Genomic DNA, 13193 nt, shown 5'->3' on the forward strand with positions numbered 1-13193 from the left:
CGAGCTCGCTCGCGGGCAAGCCCGCTCCTACAGTGATCAACCGTCAAATTTCAGCGTCCCTTGATCACCAGGTCCGCCGGCGTCTCCCCCACTGCCTGCCAGTTCGGCCGGTACATCGACTCCACCTGCGGCGGCGGCACGCGGTAAGTGCCCGGTGTCACGGCACGGGCCAGGTACAGCAAGTGCGTGGTGCCATCGCCGTCAAGGTTGATGGCCGCCACGTAACGGTCATCACGAAACTCCTGATGCTTGAGCGCCGCGTTCTGCATCGACCCGCGCCATTCCTTCACCTGGCTGCTGGCGTTTTCCAGGCTGGCGGCACTTTGGGCCAGGTTCTGGTTTTCCAGCTCCAGGCCCGCCGGCAACAGGTCGACCACCAAGGCATCCGGCACGCGCTGCCTGGCGCTCACCGCCAGGTGCACCAGCACCAGGTCGCCGCTATTGAGGTTGCGCAGGTTCAGCGGTTGGCCATTCATGCCTAGGTATTCCCGGCGGATGCTCAGGTTGTCGCCACCCGGTGCCGGTGGCACCTGGGGATAACCCGAGATCGTCAGTTGCTGGTAGACCGGCACATCGCCCTGATTGGTCAGGTTCAGATCGCCAGAAAGCAGCTTGCCTTCCAGGTCCAGCGTCGACTGTTGATTGTTCAGCTCATGTTCCCCACCGCTGCCATTGAGCAGGACCTTCCAGGCCGACTCGGGCTGGGCAAACCCCAGGCGCCCGGCCAGGAACAGCGAGTTGCGCTCCTGGGTCGACAGGTACGGGCTGGCCGCCAATTGGTCCGACAGGCTAAACAAACGCTCCTCACGCTTGCCCTTGGCCAAGTCGTTTTCTTCCAGCAACGCCAGGATCATCGCCTGATCGCGCAGCGGGCTGCCGTAGTCACCCAGCCATTCCTTGGCGCTGCGTTGCGCCGCCAGGCCGGCCAGCAAGGCTTGATCCGCACGGGGCTGGTCACCCATCTTCTGTAATGCGATGGACAACTGCACCAACGGCAACCCGGAACGCGCGTCGCTGCGCCGCTCGAAGATACTGCGCAATGCGCCCAACGGCGCCTGCTGACTGCGCGCCAGTACCATGCCGGCGTAGGCCTGCACGGCAAAGCGCGTGTGGTCGGCGTTGTCGCTGTAGTCGACTTCGATCAGGTTACGCTCCTGCACATAACGCAGCAGGCGCTCGCTGGCTTTCTTCAGCGCTTCGGGCGGTACCGCAAAGCCCTGGTCACGGGCACGCAACAGGAAGTCGGTGACAAAAGCCGTCAGCCAATATTCCTCTTCGCCATCGGCGCCCCACAAACCGAAGCTGCCGTTATAGCGCTGCATGCCCAGCAGGCGCTCGATGCCCAGCTCGATCTTGCGTTTGCGCTCAGCATCCGGCTCGCCCTTGATGCTCAAGCGTTTGAGCAGCGCGTCGTCGGCGTACAGCGACGGGTACAGACCACTGGCGGTCTGCTCCAGGCACCCATAAGGATAGGCCTTGAGCGCCGAGATCTGCGCGCCCAGGTTCAGCGGCGGCCGGCTTGACAGGCTCAGCAGCGCCTCACGCCCAGAAGCATCGAATTGATCCAATGCGCCGGCGGGCAGGCTCCACGGCTCGCCCTTGAGCACCGCGCGGTAATGCTTGAGCAACGCCGGGTAGGCCGGGCGCACACCCAGGGTCCATTCGCGGCTGAACGGCGGCAGGTTCTCACCGGGCAGGTCCAGGCCATTGACCGTGACCTTCACCTTGCCTTGACCCAAGCCACCCCAGGCTTTCACCGGGATACGCAGGGTGGTGCGCTGGCCTTGCTTGAGCTCGACGCTCTGCGCGCCGCTGTTGACCAGCTCCAACTGCCCTTCGGCACTCAGTTGCACATCGAGTTTCTGCGCCTTGCCCGACAGGTTGGACAGGTCCAGGGCCAACGTTGTCTGGTCACCGCCGGCGAGGAAGCGCGGGGCCGACAGCTCGGCGATCAGCGGCGCGGCGATCACGGTCTTGCCTTCGGCCATGCCGTAGCGGTCATCGCTCCAGGCCTGGGCCATCAGGCGCAGTTCACCGTTGAAGTCGGGGATGTTGACGCTGACTTCACCCTCGCCCTGCTCATTCAAGGTCACCGGCGCGCTTTGCAGGGCAACGATGGTCACACTGGTGTCCGGACGCTTGCCGCCCTTGGCCAGCGCGGCGTCACCGCCAAAGGCCAGGCTGGCCAGGCGGCCCTGCCCGGCTTCGATCAACTGGCCGTAGATATCGAATTGGTCCACGCCATAGGCCTTGCGGCCGAACAGGCTGGAGTACGGGTCCGGCGTCGGGTATTCGGTGATATTGAGGATGCCCACGTCCACCGCAGCCACCAGCACGTGCACCTGTTTCGGCACGCTGCCATCGGCGTTTTTGGCGGCGATCTTCACCGTCAGCGGTTGTTTGGGGCGCATTTTTTCCGGCGCGGTCAGGGTCACGCCCAGCTTGCGCTGGGTGCGATGCAGCGGCAGATGCAGCAGGCCTACCGCGCGTTTGGGGGTGATATTGGCTTTGCGCTCGCCGGGACGAATCACCAGGGCGCTGACGTACAGGTCATGGCGCGACCATTTCGGATCAAGCTTCACGGCAAAGCTTTTACCTTCGGCCGGCACGTCGATTTCCTGCCACCACAGCGGCCCTTCGGCGGACTCCACCAACAGGTAGCCTTTACCGGCCGCCGGCGGCGTGACCGTGACGTTGGCGGTATCGCCGTCGCCATAGGCGGGTTTATCCAGCGCCAGCTTGACCTGATCGGGGCGTACGGCGCCGCCTTCGGTGTTGTCCTGGGCCTGGTAGCCGGCCCAGAAGCGCAGGCTGCTGACCATGCCGGTCTGCGGGTCTTCGACCTCGACGCGGTACGGGCCCCACTCCACCTGGAAGCTGACCTTGGCGGTATCGCCGGCCTTGATGTTCAGGGTCTGTTCGTCGAGGTTGAGGAATTTTTCGTTGTAGTGATAGCTCCAGCCATCGCTGTCGGAGTAGTTCCAGTAGTAGTCACGGCGCTCGCGTACCAGGCGGACCTTGAGGTCTTGCGCGGCGAGTTTCTGCCCGTCCTGGTTGGCCAGCAGCACTTCGAATTCCGCCGGGCCGTCGCCATTGGTTTCCTTGCCGTCAAACAGGCCACGCAGGCCCGGCAGTTGCTCGGCGGGCCAGATCGGCTGCACCAGGCGCCGGGTGATCGGCCGCCCGCCCGACTCGTGCAGGCTGGCCTGCACGATCAGTTGCAGGGGAGATTTGGCCTCCGCCCATTTGCTTTCCAGGGTCAAGTCTTCCTGGCCCTTGGCGTCGAGCACGCTTTCGTCGAGCTCGAAGTCCTGGCTCAGTTCCTCTTCGGTGACGGAGCCGAATTGATAGCCCGGCAGCGACTTGACCGCTTCGCGCAGGGGGCGCACATAGACTTGCCCGCTGACGCGATTGCCCGACGCGGGAGCACCGTAGAGGTAGCGACCGTTGACCTTGATCACCGGGTTATCCGCCGGGCTCAATGCCGTGTCGCTGCCCTTGAGTTCCAGCGCCAGGCGCTCGGGCAGGAAGTCTTCGACGAGGAATTCATACAGCTGCGGCTTGCCATCACCCAGGTCGAACACTAACTGCCAGCGACCGGTCGGTGCTTCGCCGGCCAGTTGCAGTTGATATTGGTAGAGGCCCGAGGCATCGGCATCCCAGACGAACTTGCGGCTCACCTGTTCATCCGGGCGACGCACTTCGACGCTCACCGGCTGCGGCTTGACCGCGTTGCCGTCCTTGTCGCGCAGCAGGGCGTTGAGCAGCACGGTTTCGCCGGGGCGATACAGGTCGCGCGGGCCGAACACAAAGAACTGCAACGGATGGGAAGGTTGGCCGCCGATATCGAACTCGGCCAGATCCAGCGCAGCACTGTCCAGGCGCAGCAGACTGGTCTGCTCGCCCTGTTTGGCCAGCAGCACCTGGGCCTTTTTCGGCAACGGCAACTCAGCGTGACCGCCCTTTTCGGTCTTGCCCTGGCCCAGCACACGGCCGTCGGCGTCGAGCACTTCGAGGTCGACGCCATCCAACGCCTTGCCGCCTTCCAGCGCCTGGGTAAACACATCCAGGCGATTGGCGTAGCGGTGCACCGACAGGCCGATATCGCTCAAGGTAAACAGCGTGGCCGGTTGCGAATAGTTGTAGGTGCCCGAAGCACGCATCACCGCCAGGTACACGCCCGGCTGCTGCAATTGCTTGAGGCCGGCAATCGGCAGCAGCAGGGTTTCACGGGTATTGCGCGCCGGGTTCAGGTCGAAACGACCGCCGTAGACCAGGTCGGCCAGCGGCAGCAGTTCGCGGGATTCATAACTTTGCAGGCTGGTATTGCGCCCCCACTGTGCCAGGAACGACGGCAGGGATTCGGGCTTGATCCGGAAGAATTCAACGTCGATCTTGTCGACGTTCAACGCGATCACCGGCAGGCCTTCGGCCAGGCGCGTCGGCAACAATGTGCCACGGCTGGCGAAGCCGACGGTGGCTTGCAGGTCACGGGTTTCCAGGCGCGCGATGTACTCGGCGGCGAGCGTGTTGGCGTTGACCGCCTTCACCCCGGCATCCACCGTCAGCACCAGTTTGCGCTGGGGCTCCAGGTGACGCAGGCGCAGTTCCATGAGGTTATCGGACAGCTCCCAGGCGCCATCGACCTTGCCGGACTTGCTGTCGACCAGATGGAGTTTGTCGGCAAACTTCTGCTCCGGATCCAACGGAATGGAAAAACTCACCGACAAGGTGCTGGCGCCGTCCAACTGCACCTCGGACACGTCCACCACACTCAACTCACGCCCGACATAACGCTGCTTGAGCGCCGCCACATCCACCGCGGCCTTGGCCGGTTTCGGCGCCGTCGCCACGGTGGGCGCAGGCGGTGCTGCCGGTTTATCGGAAGAATCGCAGGCGCTCAGCAGGGCCAGCGCGCAGGCCAGGAACAATCCTTTGTTAAGCATGGGGCACTCGTAGTCAGAGGGAACCGAGGGGTGAACTATATATCAGCGCCGGCCAAGCCGATGTGGCGCTGGTCACATTGACCGACGGAGGGTGAGTTGGTTCTCAACGGTCTCAAGTCCCAGCCAAATCCCACAGGCATAGGGCTCCATTCCACATTGGCCCTGTTGCGCTGCCAATGGACGGTTACAATGCCGCTCCCCCAAGGAGCCTGCATGTCCACCTTACTGACCGACTGGCGCGACCGCCCTACCCATCGCCGCGTATGGGCTTTGGCCGCGCCGATGATTCTTTCGAACATCTCCGTGCCGATGGTGGCACTGGTCGACAGCATGGTCATCGGCCACCTGCCCCACGCTCACCAGCTGGGCGCCGTGGCCGTCGGTGCCAGCTTGTATACCTTCCTCGCCTGGGCCATGGGTTTTCTGCGCATGGGTTCCACCGGTTTCGCCGCCCAGGCCGCCGGGCGCAAGGATGGTGCGGCACTGCGACAGATCCTGCTGCAAGGTTTGCTGCTGGCGCTGGGGTTGGCGATGTTGCTGGGGACCGTCGGCATTCCGCTGAGCCATCTGGCCCTGGAATGGATGCAACCGTCCCCCGAACTCAACCAATTGACCCGCGAGTTCTTCCACACCCGCCTGTTCGGCCTGCCCGCCGCCCTGGCCAGCTACGCGCTGGTGGGTTGGTTTCTCGGCACGCAAAACGCCCGGGCGCCATTGGCAATCCTGTTGACCACCAACCTGGTGAACATCGCCCTGAACCTGTGGTTCGTATTGGGCCTGGACTGGGGCGTGGTCGGCTCGGCCCGCGCATCGGTGATCGCCGAATGGACCGGCGCCCTCCTCGGCCTGGCCCTCACGCAAAAAGCCCTGCGCGCCTACCCCGGGCATATCGCCTGGGCTGCGTTGAAACGGTGGCAAAGCTGGCGCCCGTTGCTGGCGGTGAACCGCGACATCTTTATCCGCAGCCTGGCGCTGCAGTCGGTGTTTTTCATGATCACGGTACAAGGCGCACGCCTGGGCGATGCCACCGTGGCGGCCAACGCGCTGTTGCTCAACGGCCTGCTGCTGACCGCTCATGCGCTGGACGGCTTGGCCCACGCCGTCGAGGCGCTGTGCGGACACGCCATTGGCGCCCGTGACCGCCCGGCCCTGCGCCGTTCGCTGGTGGTTGCCGGCGGTTGGTCGCTGATCGCCAGTCTGGGGTTTGCCCTACTGTTCACCCTCGCCGGCCACCTGTTTATTGCCATGCAGACCGATATCCCCAGCGTGCGCGAAACCGCCGATCTCTACCTGCCGTACCTGGCGGTACTGCCGTTGATTGCGGTGTGGAGTTATCTGTTGGATGGGTTGTTTATCGGCGCTACGCGCGCCAAGGAAATGCGCAATGGCATGTTGCTGACGGTGCTGATGGTGTTGCCCTTTGCCTGGGCACTGCAAGGCCTGGGCAACCACGGGCTGTGGATGACATTCCTGCTGTTCATGGCCTTGCGCAGCCTGACCCTGGGGGTCATTGCCTGGCGGCTCAAGCAGCGGGGAGAGTGGTTCGGTGCCCGTGCCGACTGAACCTACCTGTTAGTTCTGACAGGTTACAGACCGACATTCCGGGCGTTGAATGGCCATGGGTAAAACCCATCCCATAGATTCAAGGAGAGTCGGATATGAACATCACGAAAGCACTGTGGATCGCTACGGCTTGCACACTGGCGAGCATCGCGGGATGCAGCAATGGGCAAGGGCCGAACACTACCGAGGACAGACTGCGAGTTACAAACAGTAGCCAGTCCAATCTGACACTCATCCAGGGAACCGAGCGACACGCCCTCGCTCCAGGTGCAAATATTGAACTGCCCTTTAACAGCCAAAATGTCACGGTGGCGCCCACCACCACCGGTGCCGACAAACTTGACCGGGTTGTCTTTCAGTTCAACCCAGGCCAATGCTCGGTCAAGCTCTGCCTGGTCACGTACTGAACCACCCACCGATACGACGCGCGGGTATCCCCGCGCATCGTTCAACCCAGCATCAGGACGACAGGTAGGACGAACGCGTCAGGCCCAGACGCAAGGCGTCGAGGAACTGCGTACGCTCACTGGCACTGATCTTCGCGCTGGCGCACTTGTCACGGTAGTGAGTCATCAACTCCTCCGGCGACAAGTGCACGTAGCGCAGCATGTCTTCGATGGTGTCGTGGGTCTCGATGCCGGCGCTGTACACCGAACCGTCTTCACGCTGGTAGATGTTCACCGAGTCGGTGTCACCGAACAGGTTGTGCATGTCGCCAAGGATTTCCTGGTAGGCGCCCACCAGAAAGATGCCCAGCAGGTAGTCTTCGCCTTCATTCAAGGCGTGCACCGGCAGGCTGGTCTCGATGCTCTGCTCGTCGACGTACTGCTTGATCTTGCCGTCGGAGTCGCAGGTCAGGTCTTGCAGCACAGCACGGCGCAGCGGCTCTTCGTCGAGACGGTGCAGCGGCAGGATCGGCAGGACCTGGCCGATGGCCCAGGTGTCCGGCAGGCTCTGGAACACCGAGAAGTTGCAGATGTACTTGTCGGCCAGCTTGTCGTTGAGTTCGTCCAGCACCTGGCGATGCGAGCGCTGGCGGGCTTTGAGCGAGTTGTGCAGGCGGCGGCACACGGCGAAATAGCACTGTTCGGCAAGGGCTTTCTCGGCCAGGGTCAGTTTGCCGTCGGCGTACTGGGTGGCCACATCGCTCATGTAGTGGGTGGCGCGCCAGTAGGTTTCGGTGACCATTTCGATATCGGTCGGGCCGAGCAGGTCCACCAGCCATTGCACGGTCTCGGGCAGGCTTTCCTTGTTTTCGATGACCGGGATTTCGTCGTTATGCTTCTCGACGTCGGTGACCTGCACCACCAGCATGGCGTGGTGGGCGGTCAGGGAGCGGCCGCTTTCGGAGAAGATATTCGGGTGCGGCAGGCTCTGGGCGTCGCAGAATTCCTTGAGCATGCCCACGACCACACCGGCGTAGTCGTCCATGTCGTAGTTGATCGAGCTGGCGTTACGCGAGTGGGTACCGTCGTAGTCCACGCCCAGGCCGCCGCCCACGTCGATGTGGTCCACCGGCAGGCCGAGGTTGCGCAGTTCGCCGTAGTAACGAATGGCTTCCTTGAACCCATGCTGGTAGTCGGCCAGGTTGGCGATCTGCGAACCCATGTGGAAGTGCAGCAGGCGGATGCCCTGGTCCAGGCCCGCCGCGCGGAAGCGCTCGACCACCGACAGCAGCTGCGCCGCCGACAACCCGAACTTGGACTTCTCGCCACCGGTGTCCGCCCACTTGCTTGACGCCAGGGACGACAGGCGCACGCGCAGGCCCACCTGTGGCTTGACCTTGAGGCTGGCGGCCTCTTCGATCACCAGTTCAACCTCGGATTCTTTCTCGATCACGATAAATACGTTGTGGCCGAGCTTCTGGCCCATCAGTGCCAGGCGGATGAACTCGCGGTCCTTGTAACCGTTGCAGACGATGGTGCCGCCCTTCGGCGCCAGGGCCAGCACGGCCAGCAGCTCAGGCTTGGAGCCGGCTTCGAGGCCGATGGAAACGTTCTGGGTGGCGATGATGTTCTCGATCACCGCCTCCTGCTGGTTCACCTTGATCGGGTACAGCGCGGTGTACTTGCTCTGGTACTCCAGGCGCTCGATGTTGGCATCGAAAGCGCCGGTCAGCTGGCGTACACGGTCTTGCAGGATGTCGGGAAAACGCACCAGCAGCGGCAGGGAAAGGCCGCTCTTGCGCAGCTCGTCCACTTGCTCGTAGAGGTCGACGGGTGTGCTGTTCGGGCCGTTCGGACGGACTTCAACGCGACCGGCATCATTGATCGCGAAATACCCGGCCCCCCAATGGCGAATCCCGTAAACACTGCGGCTGTCCGCAACTGTCCATTGGCTGCCATCGTCTTTGCGTGTGCGTCGTACGGACATCGAAGTCCCCTATAAATGAAGGCGAAGGCGCCGCCTCGCGTTCGAGGCTGGCGCAGTCTAAAGAATGAAAATGACGATTTGCCTGTAAGCAAGGTAGACCCCACTCGCAGGACAGAGTTTAGACACAGGTTGGGAAGAGGCTCTCAGCCGCCGGACTTCTTGGCCTTGTAACCCAGCCTGATCAGCTCGGCCAACAGCAGTTCGACGTGATCGCCCTGGATCTCGATGACACCGTCTTTCAACGCGCCACCGGTGCCACAGCGCTTTTTCAGCGTGGTGGCCAGTGCCTTGAGCGGCTCTTCGGCCAACGGCACGCCGGTGATGGTGGTCACCGTCTTGCCGCCACGGCCTTTGCTTTCGCGGCGCACGCGGGCAATACCGTCGCCTTCGGGGATCAGGGTCTGTTTGCAGGTACACGAATCCACGGGCTGACGACAGTCCGGGCAGTGTCGACCTGCGTCGGTGGAAAATACCAGGCCGCCGAGGGCGGCGAAGGATGCGGCTTTTTTGGCCACCGGCAATCCTCTCGGGAGGACAAAGACTGATCGGCCTCCGCTAATGGACGACCGACCGCGAAGCCCCACTCAGGCAGGGGCAGCGCTACCGACCCGCCAAGGCGGTTCGGGTGAAAAGTCGCGCAGTGTAACGGCAAAAAGCCCACTTGCTAAGAGCCAAATGGCGCCAATTTATGCAGCTTTAGCGACGTGAGGCCAGATAGCGCCGCAAGCCCTCCTGGGCGTCCGGGCAGTAAGGCTTGTGCTCGGCTTCCTGCAGGACCGTTTCCACGGGCAAAAAGCGCGCTTCCATGACTTCTTCAGGCTGCAGGCGCAATGGCCCATCCCAGGTCGCCGAGTAGGATTTGCACCAGAGCCGGCTGTTGCCATCCTCAAAGTAGAAATGGTCATGCTCGGTCAGTTCCACCCCGCCGACACCCAGTTCCTCTTCCAGCTCGCGGGCCGCCGATAACGCGTAGGACTCGCCCGCCGCGACCATCCCGCCCGCCGCCGTGTCCCAGAAACCCGGGTACAGGGCCTTGCTCAGGGTGCGCCGATGCACGCACAGCTCACCCTTGGAATTGAACAGGAAGATAAAGGTGCAACGGCCGATCAGGCCGCGCTGGCGCAAATCGGACCTGACGAGGTGGCCGAGCAGGTTGTCCCGCTCGTCGACCCAGCAGATCAGTTCGGCATCAGAGGCCGCACGGTGCGCGGCCTCGTTTTGAGCTGTGTCCATCATCAACCCTGGTTGAGCAGTTGACGCAAATCGATCACCGCCGCGTTGGCCCGGGAAATGTAGTTGGCCATGACCAGCGAATGGTTAGCCAACACGCCGAAACCGCTGCCGTTGAGGATCATCGGGCTCCAGACCGGCTCTTGCGAAGCCTCCAGCTCACGAATGATCTGGCGCACGCTGACGGTGGCGTTTTTCTTGGCCAGCACGTCGGCAAAGTCGACTTCGATGGCACGCAACAGGTGGGACAGCGCCCAGGCCTGGCCACGGGCCTCGTAGAACACGTTATCGATCTGCATCCATGGGGTTTCCACCACTTCTTCGTCGACCTGCGGCACTTCACCTGGCGCCAGGGCCTCGGTTTTCAGTGCGGTGTTCAATTTGACCCGTCCCACGCTGGCCGACAGGCGTTGCGACAGCGAGCCCAGGCGGGTGGCCACATCGCCCAGCCAGTTGTTCAGGTTGTCGGCACGGGCATAGAACAAGGCGCCACGCTGGTTCGGGTCGGACAGGCGCGCTTCATAGCGGTTCAGGGAGTTGATGCCTTCCTGGTACTCCGACTCACTGGACGGCAGCACCCAGCTCTTGTTGTCGAAGTTGAAACGCGGCTCGGCCTTGGCCAGATCGGCGTCTTCGGCCGACTGCGACTGGGAGCGGGCGAAGTCTTTACGCAAGGCGCGGGTCAGGTCGCGCACCTGCACCAGCACGCCGTATTCCCAGCTGGGCATGTTGTCCATCCACAGGCCCGGCGGGAAACGGTCGTTGGAAATATAGCCACCGGGCTTGTTCAGCAACGTGCCGACTACGGTCTTGAGGGTTTCGACGGTGGTATAGCCCACCACCATCTGCTTGCCTTCCTTCTCGGCGGCAAGCTGCGCATTCTGCTGGACCGGGAACAGCGCCGGCTCTTCGCTCCAGTACCAGCCCAGGGCGCCGGTGACCAACAGATACAGGCCGAGCACGCTGAGCACGGCTCGGCTCATCAGCAGGGTATGAAAATAGCTGCGGTTGGCCGACTTGGGCTCAGGGGCAGGGCCTTTGGCACTGCCCGCACGGTTTTTCCAGTCCAGCATGGCGATATCCTTTCAATCACTTGAGTTCATGCACTTGAATTGAGGGCGTGCGTTCAAACACTCCGACCACAACCCTACCCCATCGTGCCCGCCCATGCGGGGCTTTTCACCAAACGTGCATACGGCAGGCATTCGACTATAAAGGATGCACGCTTTTTAAGCTGCGCGACCGTCAGGTCACCAACTGAATATCAGGGACACGCAGTTAATTGACATATGACACTCATCCCATTGGAAAGAGGTGCTAGCATAGAGCCATCAGTTCGACCTCAGCATGCACCCTCACTAGTAGTCAGGATATGACCGAGCCAGAAGACCCCAGCCGTGAGCGTCTCAAGCAGCATTTTGCCCAGCGGGTAATTCATCAGGCACGTCAAATTCTTGAGATCTGGCAGCGCCTGCAACGCAGCGAATGGTCAGGCGCCGACCTCTCCGAACTCAGCGAGGCCAACCTGCGCCTGCAGCGCTTTGCCGAGCGCTTCGAACAACCCGAACACGGCCAACTGGCCCGGCACATCGGCGAATCGCTCAAGGCCGTCGACGAAAACCGCGGGCGCCTGAGCAGCCACCTGATCACCGAACTCAACCGCTTGATGCAGCGCCTGTCCCGCACCGGCCTGCGCCAGGGCGACCAGCTGGAACAAACCTTCCTGCCGCCGATGCGCAAGCCGATCTACGTGATGCTGGCCGATCACGACCGCGCCGAGCGCCTGGCCAAGCAGCTGGAATTCTTTGGCATGAGCGCCCAATCCCTGGACAGCGTCGCGGCGTTTCGCGCGTCCCTGGCCGAGCGCCTGCCGTCAGCGATCGTGATGGACGTGGATTTCTGCGGCACCGGCCTGGGCCTCAAGCTCGCCGCCGAAGCCCAGGAAGGCCTGGAGCATAAGCTGCCGCTGTTGTTTTTCAGCCTGCACGAAACCGACACCCCCACTCGCCTCGCCGCCGTGCGCGCCGGCGGCCAGGAATTCCTCACCGGCACGCTGGAAGCCTCCAGCCTGCTGGAAAAGATCGAAGTGCTGACCTGCGTCGCCCAGTACGAACCGTACAAAGTGCTGATCATCGATGACTCGCGGGCCCAGGCGCTGCACACCGAGCGTCTGCTCAACAGTGCCGGCATCGTCACCCGTACCTTGATCGAACCGATCCAGGCCATGGCCGAACTGGCAGACTTCCAGCCCGACCTGATCATCCTCGACATGTACATGCCGGCCTGTACCGGCACCGAACTGGCCAAGGTCATTCGCCACAATGACCGTTACGTCAGTGTGCCGATCATCTACCTGTCGGCCGAAGACGACCTGGACAAGCAGCTGGACGCCATGAGCGAAGGCGGCGACGACTTCCTCACCAAACCGATCAAGCCGCGCCACCTGATCACCACGGTGCGCAACCGCGCCGCCCGTGCGCGCAACCTCAAGGCGCGGATGGTGCGCGACAGCCTGACCGGGTTGTACAACCACACCCATATCCTGCAATTGCTTGAAGACTGCAGTTTCCGCGCGCGCCGCGAGAACAAACCGTTGAGCTTTGCCATGCTCGACATCGATCACTTCAAGCGGGTCAATGACAGCCATGGCCACCCCATGGGCGACCGCGTGATCAAGAGCCTGGCGCTGTTTCTCAAGCAACGCCTGCGCAAGACCGATTACATCGGCCGCTACGGCGGTGAAGAATTCGCCATCGTGATGCCCGACACCGACCTGGACTCGGCCTGCAAGGTACTGGATGAAATTCGTGGGCGCTTTGCCGAGATTCACTACCCGGCGCAGCCGCAGGATTTGTGGTGCACCTTCAGCGCCGGGGTGGTGGAGCTGTGTGACGGCTCCGACAGCCTGATGATGGCCGCCCAGGCCGACGAGGCGCTGTACCGCGCCAAGGACGCCGGGCGTAACCGCGTGCAAGCGGCACGCACGTCAAAGCAAAGTGCCACCTTTTCACCAGAATCCACTGATTCCGTCATAACCCTGTAATGAAAACGCAATAACTTCAGGCACTTACCTTTTGCTGT

8 protein-coding genes are annotated in these 13193 nt (G+C 62.6%); 3 read left to right on the forward strand and 5 right to left on the reverse strand.

The annotated features are described in order from the left end of the window. Nucleotides 1-50: 50 nt before the first annotated feature. The gene (locus BLQ09_RS25115; RefSeq protein WP_092358934.1) at nucleotides 51-4946 is read right to left on the reverse strand and encodes an alpha-2-macroglobulin; all 4896 of its coding nucleotides are present in this window, start codon (nucleotides 4944-4946) and stop codon (nucleotides 51-53) included. 213 nt (nucleotides 4947-5159) lie between these two features. Between BLQ09_RS25115 and BLQ09_RS25120 the strand changes: the two genes are divergently transcribed. After that, nucleotides 5160-6509 (forward strand): MATE family efflux transporter, encoded by a 1350-nt coding sequence (locus BLQ09_RS25120; RefSeq protein WP_027607989.1) that lies wholly within the window; start codon nucleotides 5160-5162, stop codon nucleotides 6507-6509. 95 nt (nucleotides 6510-6604) lie between these two features. Beyond that, nucleotides 6605-6916 (forward strand): hypothetical protein, encoded by a 312-nt coding sequence (locus BLQ09_RS25125; protein ID WP_027607990.1) that lies wholly within the window; start codon nucleotides 6605-6607, stop codon nucleotides 6914-6916. Between the two features lie 52 nt (nucleotides 6917-6968). Here BLQ09_RS25125 and speA read toward each other — a convergent pair whose 3' ends face one another. From speA to BLQ09_RS25145, 4 genes are all read right to left on the reverse strand, one after another. Continuing rightward, entirely contained in the window at nucleotides 6969-8882 is a 1914-nt protein-coding gene (gene speA / locus BLQ09_RS25130) for an arginine decarboxylase (protein ID WP_027607991.1), read from the reverse strand. A 143-nt stretch (nucleotides 8883-9025) separates the two neighbouring features. Then, complete coding sequence (locus tag BLQ09_RS25135) at nucleotides 9026-9397, reverse strand: translation initiation factor Sui1 (RefSeq protein WP_027607992.1); 372 nt, start codon at nucleotides 9395-9397, stop codon at nucleotides 9026-9028. 181 nt (nucleotides 9398-9578) lie between these two features. Next, nucleotides 9579-10115, reverse strand: a complete 537-nt coding sequence (locus tag BLQ09_RS25140; RefSeq protein WP_027607993.1) for an NUDIX hydrolase — start codon at nucleotides 10113-10115, stop codon at nucleotides 9579-9581. 2 nt (nucleotides 10116-10117) lie between these two features. Next, entirely contained in the window at nucleotides 10118-11095 is a 978-nt protein-coding gene (locus tag BLQ09_RS25145; RefSeq protein WP_370671257.1) for a DUF2333 family protein, read from the reverse strand. A gap of 389 nt (nucleotides 11096-11484) precedes the next feature. Between BLQ09_RS25145 and BLQ09_RS25150 the strand changes: the two genes are divergently transcribed. After that, entirely contained in the window at nucleotides 11485-13155 is a 1671-nt protein-coding gene (locus BLQ09_RS25150) for a response regulator (RefSeq protein WP_027607995.1), read from the forward strand. The last annotated feature ends 38 nt before the right edge of the window (nucleotides 13156-13193 follow it).

Source organism: Pseudomonas sp. NFACC25, assembly GCF_900100935.1.
Lineage (GTDB): Bacteria > Pseudomonadota > Gammaproteobacteria > Pseudomonadales > Pseudomonadaceae > Aquipseudomonas > Aquipseudomonas marginalis.

Bases quoted from the DNA above. Each gene is read 5' to 3' on its own strand.
- BLQ09_RS25115 (WP_092358934.1), bottom strand. From the start codon at position 4,946: ATGCTTAACAAAGGATTGTTCCTGGCCTGCGCGCTGGCCCTGCTGAGC.
- BLQ09_RS25120 (WP_027607989.1), top strand. From the start codon at position 5,160: ATGTCCACCTTACTGACCGACTGGCGCGACCGCCCTACCCATCGCCGC.
- BLQ09_RS25125 (WP_027607990.1), top strand. From the start codon at position 6,605: ATGAACATCACGAAAGCACTGTGGATCGCTACGGCTTGCACACTGGCG.
- speA (WP_027607991.1), bottom strand. From the start codon at position 8,882: ATGTCCGTACGACGCACACGCAAAGACGATGGCAGCCAATGGACAGTT.
- BLQ09_RS25140 (WP_027607993.1), bottom strand. From the start codon at position 10,115: ATGGACACAGCTCAAAACGAGGCCGCGCACCGTGCGGCCTCTGATGCC.
- BLQ09_RS25145 (WP_370671257.1), bottom strand. From the start codon at position 11,095: ATGAGCCGAGCCGTGCTCAGCGTGCTCGGCCTGTATCTGTTGGTCACC.
- BLQ09_RS25150 (WP_027607995.1), top strand. From the start codon at position 11,485: ATGACCGAGCCAGAAGACCCCAGCCGTGAGCGTCTCAAGCAGCATTTT.